Raw genomic sequence first — 17,788 nt, 5'->3', positions numbered from 1 at the left:
TACATGAACCATGAAGCGGCAGTCACCCTGGAAATGCCAGAACCCACTGACTTTGCCAGCTACGCCGAGAAACTGATTGAGCGCTTTACCAACCCGGGCCTGAAACACAGAACCTGGCAGATTGCCATGGATGGATCCCAGAAGGTACCACAGCGCTGGTTGAACGCCGCAAGAACACTGCTGGCGGAAGAGAAGGCATTTGCTGCCATTGCACTGGGTATTGGTGGCTGGATGCACTACGTCTCAGGCACTGATGAGCAGGGCAATGCGATTGACGTCCGTGATCCGATGGCTGAACAGCTGAAGGCCGTTGCTATTGAGCATCAGGGCAAGCCTGCGCAGCTGGTGAAGGCTTTCCTGTCACTGGATGCAGTGTTCGATCCTTCCCTAGCGGCGAATGAGCGTTTCGTAGAAGTGGTAACCCACGCCTACAACACCATTCGTGAGCAGGGCGCCAGACAGGCCGTAGCTCTGCTGGCTGAAACTATTTAAACGACTATTTTGCCTCTGTCCGCAATCTATGAAGCAGGATGGAGGCACGTTGAGAGGATTACATCATGGAACAGACTTGGCGTTGGTACGGACCCAAAGACCCGGTAACCATTCGTGACATCATGCAGACCGGTGCAACCGGTATTGTTTCCGCTCTGCATCACATTGCTAACGGTGAAGTGTGGACCGTTGAAGAGATCGAAAAGCGTAAGCGTGAAATCGAGTGGGACGAAGAAAAAGGCCGCTCAACTGGTCTACGCTGGTCAGTAGTGGAAAGTGTACCGGTATCAGAGGACATCAAGAAGCGTACTGGAGATTATGAACGTCACCTTAAAAACTATTGCACTACGTTGCTGAACCTGGGTGCCTGCGGTGTTGATGTTGTCTGCTACAACTTTATGCCGGTTCTTGACTGGACACGCACCGATCTTTCTTATGAGGTGAGCGACGGTAGTCGTGCGCTTCGTTTTGACCGATATGAGTTTGCAGCTTTTGAACTGTATGTCCTCAAGCGCCCTGGTGCAGAGGTTGATTACAGTGAAGATGATCAGGCGAAGGCTAAAAAACGCTTTGCAACCATGACGGAAGATGACATCACCCGTCTGACCAAAAACCTGATTGCAGGCCTGCCGGGTGCTGAAGAAGGTTATACGCTGGAGCAGTTCCAGCAGGCGCTGGACAGCTATGCCCATATCGATGCGGAAGGGCTACGCCAGAATCTGTTCTCTTTCCTGCGTGAAGTGGTTCCTGCGGCTGAGCAGGCCGGTGTGCGCCTGTGTATTCATCCGGATGATCCACCCTGGGCCATTCTGGGTCTGCCACGTATTGCCAGTACCGAAGACGATTTCATTCGTATTACTCAGGCGGTAGACAGCATTTATAACGGCATTACCTTCTGTACGGGCTCACTCAGCCCTAGAGAAGACAATGACCTGCCGGGTATGGTGGAAAGGCTGGGCAGTCGCATTCACTTCGTGCACCTGCGCAGTGTTGAGCGCGAAGACGATGGCAGCTTCTATGAAGCCAATCACCTGGAAGGCATGGCTAACCTGTACGACGTGACGCGTGCACTGATTATGGAACAGCGTCGTCGTCAGGAAGAAGGGCGGGTCGACTGTCTGATTCCCATGCGTCCGGACCACGGTCACCAGATGCTGGATGACCTTGCCAAGCAGACCAACCCCGGTTATTCCTGCATTGGTCGTATGCGTGGTCTGGCAGAACTGCGTGGTCTGATGATGGGTATTGAGCGGAGCCTGTAATGACAACCCGGAGCCTCCCTCGCCTGGCATGTATAGGCGAATGCATGGTGGAGTTGTCTCCTGCGAATCGAGGCCTGTATAAACAGGCCTTTGCCGGGGATACCCTGAATACCGCAATCTATGCCATCCGTACTGCCGGCAAGTCCATTAATACCAGTTATATCACCGCTGTGGGTAATGACCACTTCAGTGATCGAATGATTGATTTCTTCCAGAGTGAAAACATCAATAGCCAATGGGTTGTTCGGCTGGCGGATAAATTGCCCGGTCTGTACTCCATCGAGCTGGACCAGTACGGTGAACGCAGCTTCAGCTACTGGCGCAATAACTCTGCCGCCAGGGCACTGTTCAGTCATGGTCTGGAAGAGCATCAGGTTGCAGAGCTGGCCGAGTCCTTTGACCTTTATTATCTTTCCGGCATCAGCCTGGCGATTCTGGATGATCATAGTCGCTCACTGCTCAAGCAGGTTCTGATTCGCGCTCGTGAACGGGGTGCCAGAGTGGCTTATGACAGTAACTACCGTCCACGGCTCTGGAAATCAAAGGCAGAAGCACAGGCGGTTACTCTGGAGTTTCTGGCGCTGACGGATATTGCGCTGGTGACCTTTGATGATGAGCAGGCACTGTTTGATGACCAGTCCGTCTCTCAAACACTGTCCCGACTGTCATCCGTTGGTGAAGTAGTCATCAAGCAGGGCAGTGAGGGATGTACGATTGTACATAACCAGAACACGGTTTATGTACCAACGACACCCGTCAGTGAGGTTATTGATACCACTTCCGCCGGTGACTCCTTTAATGGAGGTTATCTGGCCCGTCGAATGCTGGATGACACTCCTGAAGTGGCTGCAGCGTTTGCGCATAAGCTGGCAGGGACGGTAATTCAGTATAAAGGGGCGATCATTCCCGAAGCAGTGACTTCACAGTTATTGGAAATAGAAACATCATGCTGACAGCACAGGATGTATTAAAGCGGGCTTACTCGGTCATGCCGGTGATGGTCATTGAAACCATTGAACAGGCGCTGCCAATGGCACAGGCGCTGTACGACGGTGGTATTTCTGTATTTGAGATTACCCTCCGTTCTGACTGTGCCGTTGCAGCTATTGAGCTGATCAAAAAACACATGCCGGACTGTCTGGTCGGCGCTGGCACGGTAATCAATATCGAGCAGTTACAGGCAGTTCACCGGGCGGGTGCTGATTTTGTGATTACACCGGGTGCAACTACTGAACTGCTGGAAACTGCCCGTGATCAAAACATTTTGCTGCTGCCGGGCGTATCCTCTGCATCGGATGTCATGCAGGCCATAGGCTATGGCTTTAATGTCCTGAAGTTATTCCCTGCTGAGGTGGTAGGTGGTCAGTCTATGTTAAAATCCCTGGCCGGCCCATTTCCTCAGGTCAGTTTTTGTCCAACCGGTGGCATTGGTCTGGATAATTACCGGGATTACCTGGCTCTGGGCAATGTTGAGTGTGTTGGTGGTTCCTGGCTGGTACCGAAATCAGCAGTGGAAAATGGTGACTGGGCTGAAATTACCCGGTTAGCCAGAGAGGTTACTCTGGTTTCTTAGGGTTTGCTCTGGAATAACTTCATCATTTTACTCAGTTTGGGAAAAAGCCGCCGCCCGTTTCCCGCCGCCCGCAAAATCAAAAGCGGTTCCGGCTTTTCGGGCAGCGGGTAGCGCCCTCAGAAATATGAAAGTTACTTAAGGGTTATTCCATAACGGTTACCCTGTTTACAAATCAAGTTGGAGAAAGTAAATGCTGGGCCTGGCAGAACCCAAGCGGTTATATCAGAAAATTGGTCGTGATATCCGTCAACAGATTGTTGATGGTGTCTACGAAGTAGGTAGCCGCTTGCCTGCTGAACGTGATATTGCGGAAATGCTGAATGTCAGCCGTACTATTGTCCGCGAAGCATTGATCATGCTTGAGCTCGAAGGGCTGATTGAAGTTCGCAAAGGGTCCGGTATACACGTTATTGCCAGTGAAAATACCCAGAATGTGGGCACTACTTCCGAAAATGACGCAGCTGCTTTTAACGATGTTGGCCCATTTGAGTTACTTCAGGCCCGGCAATTGATTGAAAGTCATGTCGCCTCTTTTGCCGCCACGCAGCTGAATAAAACCAACCTCCAGAATATGCGTTCAGCGCTTGAGCTGGAAAAGCAGGAGCTGGGTCAGGGGGTGAATACCGGCAAAGGAGATGAACTGTTTCATATGGCGATAGCCGAGGCGACCCAGAACAGTGTGCTAGTGGCCTTAACCCAGCAGCTTTGGGAGATTCGCAGAAAAAGTCCCATGTGGAAGCGCCTGCATGAGTGGATTGATGATGTGGATTATCTGGAGGAGTGGGTTGATGATCACGACAAAATCATTCATGCCCTGTCCTGTAAAAATCCTGAAGCCGCGCGGCATGCCATGTGGCAGCATCTGGAGAATGTAAAAACGACATTATTGCGTGTCTCAGATAAGGCCAATGATTCTTTTGATCGATTCCTGTTTGATCATAGCCCTTCCGTATTATGACCGTGATTTGAATTTGTTAGCCATCGGCTTTGCTTTAGGAGTGGCTGGAATGTTTAATTTTTAGCCATGCCTGAACTTTAATATTACCTGAATGTCTCTGTAGTGGTTTTCTGCTAATTCTTGTCTTGTTTAGCAAGAAGTACTATTGGAGGTCAGGTTGTCTTTCCCCTTCCCCCCGCCAGGGTTTAATCTTATTCCAGCATCAGGGTTTGAATCGCGCACTGGTCTTGGGTTTGTTGTATCAGGACAGCCATTAAATCAGGCAGGAGCAAACACCCGTTCTGGAAATGTGGGGGCTATGAGATTTGGACATAGGGGGGTTCAGCAGGTTCAACACCTTCAGCCACAGATGCCTCCTTTCGGCAGGGCCCCAGGATGTACACCAGTGACTATGCCTATGAGGCCTTACTCTCCTTCCTGTCCTATTGGACCATTTCGATTTTATCCTCCCGGTTTTGAGGGGGGGCATCCGAATGGTTGTGGTCCACAACACCCTTTTCAATGGCCAGAAAAAGACAGTAATTTTTTTATTCGGGCGCAGGTTGGTATGACGAGTGTTCCCTGTGGGAATTACAGTCAGCCGAGGCCAGCTAACATCGGGTGGCAGCCGGAACTTGGTCACTATTCACAGACAGCAGCAAGTGCATCAAAAGATATTGGTAATCGGTTTTTCATAAATCATACTGATGGCCACGCAGCCAGTCACAGAGTAGCAGAAACTTCTGGCTATCGGTTTCCTGCAGCTAATGCTGCAGTAAGAAGGTATTGCACTGGAGATCTCTTCACACCAATAGGGTCCAGTGAAAAAGTATCTAATCTAACCGGTGCATCTAAAAGTTTAAACGCCTCATCACAAGGCACTACGTCTGTCAGTGAGCTTGATAATTTTGAATTAACGGATGAATTTCCAGAAGATCATGCCAGAACAAAGATCAATAGCAAAAAGAAAAGAAAGAAGAAGAAAAAATCCGGTGAAGATATAGATTGGAGTTTTTTTGACAGGCTTAAAGATCCTGATAAACAACATTTCAATAGTGCCAGTGCCAGCTCATTTTACTGCTATAGGAAGGGCACGAATGGCCCTTTTCGTGGCGTTCAGGTGGTTGATAGAATGCCCAAAAAACTTGATTCACCTGCAAGCCAGCAAGATGGTGCATCTCTTGGTGATTACCTATGGGATTCAGTAACTTCAGAATTATCTGAGGAACGGGAGGCATCTATAGAAAGAGACGAACTTACCTTAATCCCTTTTAAGAAAGGCCAAGAGAAAGAGTCTTTTTTCTCTTTTTTAGTTGTTGCCAAGTCTGTAAAGAATGGTTCTAGTCTTAATGATCATCATAATTTCCTTGGTCGTATGGAGAGCTCTTCTCTTCCGGAATACTTCAAAGCATTTTTTAGGCAATTTTGTGATGAGCAGATTATGAGGACATCTCCAACTAATGATGAGATTAAAACCTTCCACTCATTTCCTATCGGATTTATAAGAATGGTTATTGAGCAGGCTATGCAATCAAAAGACCTGAGTAGAGCAATACAAGATTTTAAGCCTGGGTCGAGAAAATAAAATGAGAGGGATTCTGAGTGACTTCCCAGTAAAATATGGTTGAAGCAATAAATCATATACACTCAACATGCTTCTAACATTTATAGAGTAGTGCTTCTATTCAATAGATGTCGACTTCATCTTCTCTAAGGTGTGAATATAAGATTTAAGTGTATTCAAAAGGGTTGATGACTCCAGATAGAGCGAGTGGTCTTCCGATGTCTCTTCTTCAAGCCCAATTTCTGCCTGGTTATGCCCGATAAACAGATCTTTCGTCTCTTTCTCAATGGCTTTTTGCAAACCTTCCAACAGGTGAAGTGTGTCTTTGATACGGTTAGCGTGTTGAGCCTTTTCCCGTTGGATAGAAGGGTGTTCACTTTTAAGGCGGTGGATAAGATCAGAGGCGTATGAAACGCCCTGTTTCAAAGGCTTTAATGCTTCTTTAAGGTTGGCTGGTTTCAGGCTCACTAGCCTTTCTGCAAGGGGTTTCACATTTGGGCGGGTGAAATCTTCACTGGATAATAACGTTCTTTTTACATCCTGTTGTGTGATGATGCTTCGTTTCTTTACTCCAGAGTTTGTCTGGTCATTTTGTTGGGCAGAGCTGTTACTGGGACTGTCATTTTCCATGACTATTTGATCCTGAATCAGAGATAAAAAGATCCTTTTGAAACCATTTTATCGGCTATTTTCGAAATAACCAGAATCCGATTACCTTATGCCGGAAACGATCGCAGTCGGCGCCATCAGGGGGTATGTAGATGATAAATAAGATTCAAAGAGTACCTAACGCATGCTTTTCAATGTTTTGATATTTTTACTCAAAGTATCCAACAGGCCTGATGAATCTTGATATAGAGCCTGGTTTTCAGGTGTTTCAGAGACATTAAAAGCGGGATGGCCAGCCATATAATGCTCTCTTCTCACTTCTTTGGTTTCTTTTAATATCGCTTTTTCCAACCCCTTCATATGCTTGATTGCATCTTTGATACGATTGGAGTGCATTTTCTTCTCTTTGTGGGTGGTAGGAGTCTCTTTTCTAATATTTTCAATGACTTTTTTCGTGTGTTCGACACCTTTACCGAATGTTTCCAGTGCATCCCTAAGGGTCTCTGGCTTTTTGGTAATTTGCCGTTTTGACAGTGGCACTTGTGATGGTTGAGAAGACTGCTGAAAATCAGAACCTAAGTTTTTATGTGCCTGGTGTGTCGTTATTTTGGTTCGTTGTATAGCACCAGGGTTGGTTGCAACCAATGTTAGAGAATCGTTAGAGCCTTTTAATGGTTCAGGCTGAGTTTGTATCGGTATATTGCTTCTGATACCAAAGTTTGGCTCTGCCATGAGCTCCTCCAATTCCCTGTTTTAATTGATAAATAATACCAATTAAGTTTTCTAACCCCGTTCTGAGCATGGTGAGCAGGACAGAAAGGCAAGGCGAAGTGACTAGTCATAGCCTTTATGCCCTATGGGTATTAGCTATGGCGAGGAGCTTCAACGCAGAATGCCTGTTAAGCTCGGTAGCGCAATAGGGATTTAGAAAATGCAATTGGTATAACTATAGAAAATTGAATGATATTAATGTTAGTGAATGCTCGCTTTTTACTCTAGGGCTCATAACGGGAGTTAGAAAGCTCGATTGGTATTACTTCCGAAATAACCAGAACGAAAAAATTTTTGTCATGGCGGGCATCACAGCCCAGGTCATTAGCAGGACGGTACACATGCAGCTCACCAGAATGGCCAGAAAACGAGGGACATTATCCGGTAAAAGCATGGATATAAGGGGAGGGATAAACAGGATTTGTGGAAAAATCGCCAGAAGCGTGACCAGAGCCATGCGGTGTTTAGGTGGTTTTTGCAGAGGTGTGTCCGGCGGCTCGAACCAGAATTCAATCCCTTCTATTTTCTCGGCCTGCCTGGATTCGACAAGTTTTGGCAGCTTCTCGAGCCATTGCTGGCGAACCTCGGACTCTTCCCAGACCCACAAAGAAACATGGTCTCGAAAGCGGATCATGGCATGGACGGTGCGATCATCACCGGAAGGGGGTTTGATGAACTGGGTGCCTTGATAGCCATCAAACTTTCTGGCAGCGTCGCTGATGCCTTTAACCCAGATTCGATACTCCTCCAGCTTGCCTGGCCTTATGGTGTTGGCAATCATCAGGGTAACCGGATCCGGGTTTGTAGCCATCAGCGTCCTCTTCTAACAGGGTTTATTTTTGTCCACTATAGTACTGAATACTCTGTTCTACTGCATCCACCACCGTCTGATAGCCGGTGCACCGGCACAGATTGCCTGCATGTTCCCGGCGGATGGTATCGCGGTCGATATTACCACTCTGGCAGCAACCCCCGGCAGATTGAGTAAGTCCCTCAACATAAGAGGTGGTTTTCATCACCAGTCCGGGTGTGCAGAAGCCGCACTGAACCGCTCCTGCATCGACATACGCCTGTTGCACGGGGGATAGCTCGCCATTGATGCTTTCTCCCTCAACAGTTCGAATGGTTCTGCCCTCTGCTCTGATGGCCAGGGTAATGCAGCTATCTATTGGCACTTCGTCAATCAGTACGGTACAGGCGCCGCATTCACCAACCCCACAACCTTCCTTGCAACCAGTAAGCCCATGGGCTCTTAGTGCTTCCAGTAATGACTGGCGGACATCAACCACCAGTTCCACAGGTTTACCATTGAGCTGACATTGAATAATCTGTTTCATAGCTGGCCTCCGGCTCGAATAATGGCTTCTGTAACCACCCGATCAGCCAGAGTACGGATGATGTGTTCACGGAAATCTTTGCTGGCCCGCCAGGAGTTTCTGGGTGAGAGCTCTTCAAGCACCATGGAAGCAATGTCGGTAATCAGTTTTCTGGAAACGGGTTGTCCAATAACCTGTTGTTCAAGCACATGACAACGTTTGGGTACTGGCGCGGCAACGGTATAGGCCAGTCGCAGGCTCTCAATACGGTTGTCTTCCAGTTTGCAGGCAGCCGCACAGCCGATTGTGGCAATATCCATTGCTTTGCGCATGGCGTATTTATAAAAGTGACTACCGGTATTCTGATGGCTTTCAGGGCTTATACTGAATTGGGTAACGATTTCATCTTCTTCAAGGTGAACTTTACCGGGGCCGGCATAGAACTCTTCAACAGGAACCTCTCGTTTTCCTCTTTGACTTTGCAGAGTGACTTTGGCATCAAACACCAGCAAAGGTGCTGCACTGTCTCCACTGGGCGCACCATTGCATATATTGCCGCCAAGGGTCGCCATATTGCGCACCTGTGGGCCGCCTATGGAGGATGCACCTTCCACCAGAGCGGGTAGCAGAGCATCCTTGTTGAGGAAATTAATGAGTCGGGTAAACGTCACGCCGGAGCCAAGCTGAAGGGTGCCATCCGGTGTATGGGTTATCCAGGTCAGTTCGTCCAGATCATGGATATCCACGAGAGAGCCAAAACCGGACTTACCTTCCCGCAGTCTGATAAGTACATCGGTTCCTCCAGCAATCGGCTTGCTGCCGGGATTTTCCGCCAACAGGTTACAGGCGTGTTCGATGCTATTGGCTCGATGATATTGATCAATGGGAAACATGAGCTCTCTCCTGCGGTCTGACGGAATCGAGCAATCCTGCGTCACGGAATGCGGTGAATAATGCCTTGGGAGACATGGGCAGCTGGTTCATGGCAACGCCGGTGGCATCAAGAATGGCATTGCGAATGGCCGGTGCTACTGAAAGCAGAGGGGGTTCCCCCAGTGATTTGTTACCGAAGGCGGCGGTGGGCTCATGGGTTTCAACAAAGTCACAGCTGATGTCTGGAGCATCCATCATGGTGGCAATTTTGTAATCCAGCAGATTATTGTTGTAGATCCAGCCGGTTTCCGGGTCTGCCAGCAGTTCTTCACTGAGCGCACCGGAAATACCCATACCGACACCACCATAAACCTGTCCAGCGGCCAGATCAGGGTTGATGATTTTTCCTGAGTCGTGAATATTGTGAATCCCGAGAATGGAGAGCTGACAGAGTTCGATATCGACTTCCACCTCAATCAGAGTACAGCCATAGGAATAGGCGTTAGTGGTGACCTTTCGGGAAACTTCAGCGGTCAATTGTTGCCCACGGGTTTTGTGATAGTAGGCATCAAGCGCGAGTTCGTTTAAGGAGAGGTGAACAGTCTTATCACCATTGACCACCGCATCTTTAGAGATGGTCAGTTGCTCAGCAGGCAGCTCAAGCATAGTACTGGCATGCTCAAGAATACGTTGCCTGAGCAGGTCTCCGGTTTCAGCCACTGCCTGACAGACAATATAAGTCTGTCTTGAGGCAAAGGAGCCCGGATCAAATGGCGTAGTGTCGGTATCCTGAGTGGACACCACGCGAATTGCAGAGACCGGGATACCCAGTCTCTCTGCCGCCATCTGGGCAATGACTGTATCTGAACCCTGACCAATTTCTGTGGCGCCAATCTGAACTGTTACCCGTCCATCCTGATTCAGAATCATCCGTGCACCGGCAATTTCTACGGAGGCGGGGTAGGTTCCGCTGCCATAGGAGAAGCAGGCAAGACCCAGTCCTCGCCGAATATTGCCACTCTTGAATGCCTGGTGCTCCTGCTTTTTCTGATCCCAGCCAAAGGTTTCGCGGCCTTTTATCAAACACTCACGAATACCAGCACTTTCTATGACTTTTCCTGTGAGTGGGTTCGTGTCTCCGGTTTGGGCAACATTCTTCATTCGGAAATCAATACTGTCCATACCAAGCTTTCTGGCAGCATCCTCCATGATGGATTCAACTGCATAGACCAGTTGTGGCGAGCCATAACCACGCATGGCTCCCGCGGATGGAAGGTTGGAATAGTGGGTGATTGCCTGATAGGAGAGCGCAGCATTCGGATAAAGAGGCACCACTTTGGAGCCGGCTGCTTTGGCAATGGAGTGCCCATGAGAGGCATAGCCACCGGTATTGGAAGAGACGTCCATAGCCAGAGCTTTTAAAGTACCGTCATTATTCACAGCACAGTCCACATTCACCCGGAATGGATGACGAATACGGGTACTGCTCAGGCCCTCTTCGCGGGTCAACTCCAGCATGACTGGGACGCCACCCAGTTTCTTCGTCAGAAAGGCAACCATGGGTTCAAGTACCACATCCTGCTTGTTACCAAAGCCGCCACCAATGGCAGGTTTGATGACCTGTATGGTGCTCATGGGGATATCCAGCGCCTGACTGACGATTCGGCGGCAGATGTGAGGGATCTGGGTGGAGGACATGATAACAATGTGATCAGTGTCGTCCATATAGGCCCAGGCAATGTGGTTTTCCATATGGCAGTGCTGCACCATCTGGGTCTGGAACTGGCCTGTCAGGGAGTGATCTGCTTCAGCAATAGCGGCTTGAACATCTCCACATTGATAATTGTGCTCGCCAACGCGGTTGCCACTGCCTTCATGTAACTCCGTGGCTTTTTCATCCAGAGCCTGGTCATGATTCAGGATGGCCGGGTATTCTTCATAAGTGACTTTGATTTTCTTAAGAGCTTTGCTGGCTGTTAGACCATCAACAGCCACAACAATGGCAATTTCATCACCGTGGTAGCGAATATGGTCAGTCAGTAACAGGCGGTCTTCCTTATCCCTTGCCGCCGGGTCGAGGTTGAAGGCATGGCCGGCTGTCGCAAAGGGGATTTTTGGAATATCTGCAAAGGTGAATACCGCTTCCACACCGGTCACTGACATGGCTTCAGAAGTGTCAATATCGACTACCCTGCCATGGGCTATGGTGCTGTGAAGGTATTTGGCAATGCGTGTGCCGGGCAGGGCCAGATCACCCGTAAAACGACAGCGACCTGTTACCTTGGCTTTGGCATCCAGACGCTCCTGAGAGAGACCAACAGACATAGTTTATTCCTATTCTTTTCTGTTCCGTACTCGTTACCACGGGAATCCGTGAGAACGATAGCCTATGAAAATGTCAGCTTGATAGTTCTGCGCTGTGTCATGATTTTGGGGAACTGCGACAATTGCATGCTGTTTGTTTTTCCGATGGTTGAGAGAGCGCGGTTAAAGAAATAATTCAGCCACAGAGGCACTGAGACGCGGAGAAAAAAACTATTTCTCAGTGTCTCAGTGCTTCTGTGGCAAAAAAGTGACTCCATAGGAGGCATGGCTACTTAGACCAATACCTGAAACCTTCATCCAACGGTTTGCGATAGATGAACTCTCCATGTCCCGGTGTACCGGTAAAGTGGCCATCCCGAACAATAATTTCACCCCGGGATATGGTTATCACTGGATAGCCCTGCAGCCTCATGCCTTCATAGGGGCAGTAGTCAGAGCGTCCGTGCATCAGTCGCTGACTGAGTGTCACCTCTCTTTCAGGATCGATGATCACCAGGTCAGCATCGGCTCCCTCAGCAATTAAACCTTTTCGGGGGTATAGCCCAAACAGCTGGGCTGGACGTGTACTGACCAGCTCTACATAATGGTTGATGGATATACGGTCTTTCATGACCCCTTCTGAAAAGAGCAGGGGAACACGGTTTTCGACCCCGGGAATGCCGTTAGGACAATATTGGAAACCATCCCGACCCGCGTGTTTCTGCGCCATGGTGAAAGCACAATGATCAGTGGCTACTGTACTGATTGTGCCGTCCATTACCCCCTGCCAGAGTTGATTCTGGTGATAATTATCCCGTAGGGGAGGGCTCATGATGTACTTCAGACCTTCATCATAGGGATGGTCTGAGGCTCCACCCTCATTACTGGAACTGTTGTATTTATTGATATCCAGTGACAGATACTGAGGGCAGGTTTCAGCGAATACAGCCTGACCTCGCTGGTGTGCCTGACGGATATATTCCAGCCCAATACCATTGGAAAGATGAACAATGTAGATCGGTGCGTCGCCAGCCAGTGTCGCCAGATTAATCATACGACCAACGGCTTCTGCTTCACATTCCGGAGGACGGCTCAGGGCATGGTAAATTGGTGCGTTAGAACCCTGGCTGAGAATTTTTTCTTTTAAGAAGCGAATAGCGCCATCGTTTTCAGGATGGACACAGGTCAGGGCATTAAGCTGATTAAGGCGTTCCAGCGCAGCTAGAACCTCACTGTCATCCAGTTTATAGCCATAGGTCAGGTAAAGTTTGAAGCTGGAGATCCCTTCTTCCAGCACCATGGACTCCATTTCTTCAAGAATGCTGTCATCAATATGTTGTATGGTGCCGTGAAAGCTGTAATCAATAACGGCTTTGTCCCGGGCAAACTCATGGTAGCGTTCAAGCTGATGATGCAGGGAGCAACCGGCAGGGCCAAAGCCCATATGATCAACGATGGTGGTGGTTCCACCGCAGGCGGCGGATACGGTTCCGCTATAAAAGTCATCACAGCTCTGGGCGATACCAACATCAATATTCAGGTGAGTATGAACGTCAACGCCGCCTGGTATGACATAGTGACCGGCGGCGTTGATGATTTCTACAGAGCTGTCATCGGGTAATTCAATGTTCGGGGCAATACGCTCGATGATACCGTCGCGGGTTAACAGGTCCGCCCGCTCACTGGTATCGGCATTCACCAGTGTTGCATTTTTTATAAGGACATTCATGGTCCCCTACCTTCTCTGGCTAGCCTGGGTTAACAATAAAAGCCGGCTCCCGCAGGAGCCGGTGTATTTCAATTACTGATCAAGGTTGTGCAGATACATGCCTGGAATTGCAGCGTACATGGCCGCACACTTAACCAAGTGGTCTTTCCAGGTCTTCTCGTCTGGAGCATGGGCTTCAGGCTCTTTGCCTGGTCCAAAGCCAACAACAGGGATGCCATAACGACCCATGATGGAGACACCATTGGTAGAGAAGGTCCACTTGTCGACCAGAGGCTTCTTGTCAAAGAGCAGCTCGAAGCAGTCGCTGGTGACTTTAGTGACCATGTGGTCTTCAGGCAGTACCCACGCTGGGAAGTAGCACTCGGTTTCATACACCAGTCCGGTGTAGGCTGGGCGGTCATAGTTATACATGGTGACCCTGCCGCCAGCTTCCTGAACAGCTGGCAGTGAACGGATTTCTTCCAGAGCACCTTCCCAGGTTTCACCCCAGGTCAGGCGACGGTCGATGGAAATCGCACAGCTATCTGCAACGGCGCAGCGGCTTGGCGAAGTAAAGAACACTTCAGAAACGGTCAGGGTGCCTTTGCCCAAGAATTCATCATCGCCCAGGTTATTGGAAAGTTCCTTGATCTCATTCAGGATTGGGCCCATCTTGAAGATGGCATTGTCGCCACGCTCCGGTGCTGAACCGTGGCAGCTGACGCCGTCCACTTCAACACGAATTTCCATCCGGCCGCGCTGACCACGATAGATGTTGCAGTCAGTTGGTTCGGTGCTGACAACAAACTCAGGACGCAGACCGGTTTCATTGATGATGTACTGCCAGCACAGACCGTCGCAGTCTTCTTCCTGAACCGTACCGGTGACAACCAGTGTGTAATCGTCTTCCAGACCGAGGTCCTTGATAATCTTGCCGGCATAAACCATGGAAGCCATGCCACCTTCCTGATCAGATGCACCACGACCACCGATGGTCTCTTCATCTTCGTAACCTTCATAAGGATCGAAGGTCCAGTTGCTCAGGTTACCTACACCGACAGTATCGATATGTGCGTCCATGGCGATGATGTGCTTACCATGGCCGATATAGCCAAGCACGTTACCCTGTGGATCGATGTCTACCTTATCAAAGCCAACCTTCTCCATTTCTTCCTTGATGCGAAGAACCACTTTCTCTTCATCACAGGATTCACTGGGAATGGCAATCATATCGCGCAGGAAGCGGGTCATATCTGGTTTGTATTCTTCTGCTTTTTTCAGGATTTCAGCAAAAGGGATTTTCAATTCTTTAGACATGGTCGTATATCCTTGTTTGTTTTATGTGGGCCGCTTCCCTATTGTCGGAGTCAGCCCGTGTCGAGATTTATTTAAAAGTGAAATGTTTTTATCAGATGCCGTATTTGCCTTCCCAAACAACATCCTGATAGTTCACTGGATCGGTATCGCCTTCAGTGTTGAACAGCAGAACAACGGAGCTGCTGTCCAGACCCAGGTCTTTCATGATGGATTTCGCATCGGGATGATGTGCAATGGCGTAGAGTGTACCAACACCAATAGCACCGGATTCGCCAGCGATAATTCGCTCATCACCGTGTAATGGGCTGGCTTGGATACGCATGCCCAGAGCTGCAGTTCGGTCTTCAACAGACATGAAGTGACGGCTGCAGTTTCTCAGAACTTCCCAGCCCAGAGGGTTAGGTTCACCACAGGCCAGTCCAACCATAATGGTGTCCAGGTCACCGGTAACATTGACTGCACTACCATCGCCGCTGCAGCCAGACTTATAAATACAGTCTGCCTGATGAGGCTCTGCGGTAATGCCGGTAAAACGGTCAGCCCCATAGCGGTTAGCCAGATAACCGAGCACACCACCAGCCATGGCGCCTACACCAGCCTGAAGGATTGTGTGAGTAGGGCGATCAATACCCATGGCCTGCATCTGCTCAACGGCTTCATCTGCCATGGTCATATAACCCTGCATGATCCAGGTGGGGATTTCGGTGTAACCCTCCCAGGCAGTGTCCTGAACCATCAGCCATCCATTTTCATCGGCATTTTTACAGGCGAGGCGTACTGCATCATCGTAATTCAAGTCGGTGACGATGCATTCGGCACCTAAGCGACGAATGTTTTCTACACGTTCTTTGGCAGCGCCTTTGGGCATATAGACAACAGCATTTTGTCCAAGCTGCATGGCAGCCCAGGCAACACCACGGCCGTGGTTTCCATCCGTTGCTGTTGCAAAGGTGATGGGTTCCTGTCCTTTCAGGCTGTCAAAGCTGAATTCTTCAAGCGGAATACCCAGTTTGTTACTGACACACTTTCCAATGGCGTAAGAGCCACCGAGCACTTTGAATGCATTAAGGCCGAAACGATAGGCTTCGTCTTTGACCAGAATTTTCTTAAGGCCAAGCTGGTGAGCCAGTTGGTCAAGAGAGCGAAGTGGTGTCGGTTCATAACCAGGAATTCGCTGGTGGAATTCACGGGCTATTCTGGCCACTTCGGTACTGAAGAGTGGTGAAGACTCACCGTTAAAGAAGCGGTTAGGCTCCTGTTTTATGGATAAACTGAATTCTGACATGGATTGTGCCCCCGAACACAAATGCTGGCAGCGCTCCCTGCTGCCGGACTGGCTATCAGGGAGCATTTCCCGAAAAATCAGGCGTCAACGCGACGGGCGCCTTTCTTCATCAGGTTTTCCAGCACAACGTCTGGGCTGGCAAAGCGACGGTTCAGGATCATGGAAGCGATGATATAAGGCTTCCAGCCAGCTTCTTTGTATGTGTCGATCAGGTACTTGTTGAATACACCTTCAGTGACTTCGCCTTCCTTACAGGAGACACCGGTGATGTCTGCTGGCAGGCAGTGCATGTAAAGTGCTTCACCATTGCGGGTGTGCTTCATCATCTCTTCGGTGCAGTGCCAGTCTTTGTGGAGGGCGTTTTGAGCCAGACATTCCTGTTCCAGAGTCTTCAGGCCTGCATGATCACCGGCTTTCAGTAGATCGGTACGACGGCCCATGACATGGTAAGGTGCCCAGGACTTAGGATAAACAATGTCAGCATCCTTAAAGGCTTCGGCCATGGTACTCACCTGAGTGAAGCTGCCACCACTTTCCGCAGCCTGACGGCCAGCTGTTTCAACCACTTCAGGAATCAGGTCGTAGCCTTCTGGGTGAGCCAGAGTGACATCCATGCCAAAGCGAGTCATCAGACCGATGATGCCTTGTGGAACGGAGAGAGGCTTGCCGTAGCTTGGGGAGTACGCCCAGGTCATGGCAATCTTCTTGCCTTTCAGGTTTTCCAGACTGCCAAAGTGCTCGATAAGCCATGCCAGGTCAGCCATGCTCTGGGTTGGGTGGTCGATATCGCACTGCAGGTTTACCATGCCTGGGCGCTGTGCCAGAACACCGTTTTCCTTGCCGAAGTCCAAAGCTGAACCCACTTCACGCATGTACTGGTTACCGTAACCCAGGTACATATCATCACGAATACCGATCACGTCAGCACAGAAAGAGATCATGTTGGCGGTTTCACGAACGGTTTCGCCATGAGCAATCTGGGACTTACCTTCATCCAGGTCCTGAATAGCCAGACCCAGCATGTTACAGGCAGAGGTGAAGGAGAAACGGGTACGGGTAGAGTTGTCACGGAACAGGGAAACACCGAGGCCGCTGTCGAAAACCTTTGTGGAGATGTTTTCGTTGCGCAGCATGCGCAGACCTTCTGCTACTTTTAACACCTGCTTCAATTCATCGGTAGACTGTTCCCAGGTCAGGAGAAAGTCTTTGCTATGCAGTTTTGTGTTCAGTGCCTTGATATCTTGAAGTAACTGGTCGAAATTGCTCACGGTATTTCCTTTTTCTGAATATCAGACCCTCTGGGCGGAGAAGCGCTCCCGGATCTGGGGTTGTTGATTGACTGAACTCGGTGCGATTGAAGATGCGATCCTGGTATGTCAGTCAGATGGCTAGTCGTTACTTTTTAATAGCCAACTTGCGTGCCAACTTTTGTGAGCTGGTGGTGAAAAAAGGATGAACCGTGAGGAAATTTGGTGAGTTATATCCGTTTGTATGCGTACAGCCTTTGATAATCGAGGGATATAGAAAACCGTTTGAAAAAAATACAGTTGTAATCACAAATTTTTATAAATAGAAAACTGATCTGACACAATTTTTTGGGGTGAGAAAAATCGGACTTGGTTCGTTTTGATCTATCAGTTTGATAATAATTTGCCGAGGTGATAATCAGATTGACACCAGCTTTGCCTTAATCAGACAGATTGGTATATGTTCCAGACTCTGAAGTTGCTAAACGGTGGTAAGTGAGTGAGGCCCCGGGAGCTTAGATACACTAAGT

16 protein-coding genes are annotated in these 17,788 nt (G+C 49.2%); 6 read left to right on the top strand and 10 right to left on the bottom strand.

The window, feature by feature from the left end:
* The 6 genes from GV64_RS22970 to GV64_RS22945 all read left to right on the top strand — a co-directional run.
* On the top strand, window positions 1–492 hold a 492-nt coding region (locus GV64_RS22970), incomplete at its 5' end, for a mannitol dehydrogenase family protein (protein ID WP_456236243.1).
* A gap of 65 nt (window positions 493–557) precedes the next feature.
* The gene (gene uxuA, locus GV64_RS22965; RefSeq protein ID WP_020583245.1) at window positions 558–1,754 is read left to right on the top strand and encodes a mannonate dehydratase; all 1,197 of its coding nucleotides are present in this window, start codon (window positions 558–560) and stop codon (window positions 1,752–1,754) included.
* Window positions 1,754–2,707 carry a sugar kinase gene (locus GV64_RS22960; protein ID WP_051700877.1) on the top strand — a complete coding sequence of 318 codons (954 nt, stop codon included), beginning with the start codon at window positions 1,754–1,756 and terminating at the stop codon, window positions 2,705–2,707. The genes uxuA and GV64_RS22960 overlap by 1 nt, the downstream gene beginning before the upstream one ends.
* Window positions 2,701–3,327, top strand: a complete 627-nt coding sequence (locus GV64_RS22955) for a bifunctional 4-hydroxy-2-oxoglutarate aldolase/2-dehydro-3-deoxy-phosphogluconate aldolase (protein WP_020581936.1) — start codon at window positions 2,701–2,703, stop codon at window positions 3,325–3,327. The genes GV64_RS22960 and GV64_RS22955 overlap by 7 nt, the downstream gene beginning before the upstream one ends.
* Window positions 3,328–3,517: 190 nt before the next feature.
* Window positions 3,518–4,285, top strand: a complete 768-nt coding sequence (locus tag GV64_RS22950; RefSeq protein WP_020581935.1) for a GntR family transcriptional regulator — start codon at window positions 3,518–3,520, stop codon at window positions 4,283–4,285.
* 157 nt (window positions 4,286–4,442) lie between these two features.
* A complete protein-coding gene (locus GV64_RS22945) occupies window positions 4,443–5,849 on the top strand; it encodes a hypothetical protein (protein ID WP_157236967.1) in 1,407 nt (468 codons plus the stop codon).
* Window positions 5,850–5,945: 96 nt separating this feature from the next.
* On the opposite strand, the gene GV64_RS22940 is transcribed toward GV64_RS22945, so the two are convergent.
* The 10 genes from GV64_RS22940 to ygeW form a co-directional block, all read right to left on the bottom strand.
* The gene (locus GV64_RS22940) at window positions 5,946–6,458 is read right to left on the bottom strand and encodes a hypothetical protein (protein WP_020581933.1); all 513 of its coding nucleotides are present in this window, start codon (window positions 6,456–6,458) and stop codon (window positions 5,946–5,948) included.
* A 156-nt stretch (window positions 6,459–6,614) separates the two neighbouring features.
* Window positions 6,615–7,169 carry a hypothetical protein gene (locus GV64_RS22935; protein WP_020581932.1) on the bottom strand — a complete coding sequence of 185 codons (555 nt, stop codon included), beginning with the start codon at window positions 7,167–7,169 and terminating at the stop codon, window positions 6,615–6,617.
* Window positions 7,170–7,470: 301 nt separating this feature from the next.
* A complete protein-coding gene (locus tag GV64_RS22930) occupies window positions 7,471–8,019 on the bottom strand; it encodes a hypothetical protein (RefSeq protein ID WP_020581931.1) in 549 nt (182 codons plus the stop codon).
* Between the two features lie 22 nt (window positions 8,020–8,041).
* Window positions 8,042–8,545 carry a (2Fe-2S)-binding protein gene (locus GV64_RS26305; RefSeq protein WP_020581930.1) on the bottom strand — a complete coding sequence of 168 codons (504 nt, stop codon included), beginning with the start codon at window positions 8,543–8,545 and terminating at the stop codon, window positions 8,042–8,044.
* Window positions 8,542–9,417, bottom strand: coding sequence for a xanthine dehydrogenase subunit XdhB (gene xdhB / locus GV64_RS22920; RefSeq protein ID WP_020581929.1), 876 nt, complete (start codon window positions 9,415–9,417; stop codon window positions 8,542–8,544). The genes GV64_RS26305 and xdhB overlap by 4 nt, the downstream gene beginning before the upstream one ends.
* Window positions 9,404–11,722, bottom strand: coding sequence for a xanthine dehydrogenase subunit XdhA (gene xdhA / locus GV64_RS22915; protein ID WP_020581928.1), 2,319 nt, complete (start codon window positions 11,720–11,722; stop codon window positions 9,404–9,406). Before xdhA ends, xdhB begins: the two co-directional genes overlap by 14 nt.
* A gap of 268 nt (window positions 11,723–11,990) precedes the next feature.
* A complete protein-coding gene (hydA, locus tag GV64_RS22910; RefSeq protein ID WP_020581927.1) occupies window positions 11,991–13,430 on the bottom strand; it encodes a dihydropyrimidinase in 1,440 nt (479 codons plus the stop codon).
* 72 nt (window positions 13,431–13,502) lie between these two features.
* Window positions 13,503–14,726 (bottom strand): YgeY family selenium metabolism-linked hydrolase, encoded by a 1,224-nt coding sequence (locus GV64_RS22905; protein ID WP_020581926.1) that lies wholly within the window; start codon window positions 14,724–14,726, stop codon window positions 13,503–13,505.
* 91 nt (window positions 14,727–14,817) lie between these two features.
* On the bottom strand, window positions 14,818–16,011 hold the full coding sequence (gene dpaL, locus GV64_RS22900; protein WP_020581925.1) for a diaminopropionate ammonia-lyase: 1,194 nt from the start codon (window positions 16,009–16,011) through the stop codon (window positions 14,818–14,820).
* Window positions 16,012–16,088: 77 nt separating this feature from the next.
* Window positions 16,089–17,279, bottom strand: coding sequence for a knotted carbamoyltransferase YgeW (gene ygeW, locus GV64_RS22895; RefSeq protein WP_020581924.1), 1,191 nt, complete (start codon window positions 17,277–17,279; stop codon window positions 16,089–16,091).
* Between the last annotated feature and the right edge of the window lie 509 nt (window positions 17,280–17,788).

It is taken from the genome of Endozoicomonas elysicola (assembly GCF_000710775.1).
GTDB lineage: Bacteria > Pseudomonadota > Gammaproteobacteria > Pseudomonadales > Endozoicomonadaceae > Endozoicomonas > Endozoicomonas elysicola.
Note: the sequence above shows the minus strand (reverse complement) of the source record. Positions and strands in the feature narration are given on the sequence as shown.

What these genes read in the sequence shown, in the direction of transcription:
- uxuA (WP_020583245.1), top strand. Translation starts at nt 558, where the DNA reads ATGGAACAGACTTGGCGTTGGTACGGACCCAAAGACCCGGTAACCATT.
- GV64_RS22960 (WP_051700877.1), top strand. Translation starts at nt 1,754, where the DNA reads ATGACAACCCGGAGCCTCCCTCGCCTGGCATGTATAGGCGAATGCATG.
- GV64_RS22955 (WP_020581936.1), top strand. Translation starts at nt 2,701, where the DNA reads ATGCTGACAGCACAGGATGTATTAAAGCGGGCTTACTCGGTCATGCCG.
- GV64_RS22950 (WP_020581935.1), top strand. Translation starts at nt 3,518, where the DNA reads ATGCTGGGCCTGGCAGAACCCAAGCGGTTATATCAGAAAATTGGTCGT.
- GV64_RS22940 (WP_020581933.1), bottom strand. Translation starts at nt 6,458, where the DNA reads ATGGAAAATGACAGTCCCAGTAACAGCTCTGCCCAACAAAATGACCAG.
- GV64_RS22935 (WP_020581932.1), bottom strand. Translation starts at nt 7,169, where the DNA reads ATGGCAGAGCCAAACTTTGGTATCAGAAGCAATATACCGATACAAACT.
- GV64_RS22930 (WP_020581931.1), bottom strand. Translation starts at nt 8,019, where the DNA reads ATGGCTACAAACCCGGATCCGGTTACCCTGATGATTGCCAACACCATA.
- GV64_RS26305 (WP_020581930.1), bottom strand. Translation starts at nt 8,545, where the DNA reads ATGAAACAGATTATTCAATGTCAGCTCAATGGTAAACCTGTGGAACTG.
- xdhB (WP_020581929.1), bottom strand. Translation starts at nt 9,417, where the DNA reads ATGTTTCCCATTGATCAATATCATCGAGCCAATAGCATCGAACACGCC.
- xdhA (WP_020581928.1), bottom strand. Translation starts at nt 11,722, where the DNA reads ATGTCTGTTGGTCTCTCTCAGGAGCGTCTGGATGCCAAAGCCAAGGTA.
- hydA (WP_020581927.1), bottom strand. Translation starts at nt 13,430, where the DNA reads ATGAATGTCCTTATAAAAAATGCAACACTGGTGAATGCCGATACCAGT.
- GV64_RS22905 (WP_020581926.1), bottom strand. Translation starts at nt 14,726, where the DNA reads ATGTCTAAAGAATTGAAAATCCCTTTTGCTGAAATCCTGAAAAAAGCA.
- dpaL (WP_020581925.1), bottom strand. Translation starts at nt 16,011, where the DNA reads ATGTCAGAATTCAGTTTATCCATAAAACAGGAGCCTAACCGCTTCTTT.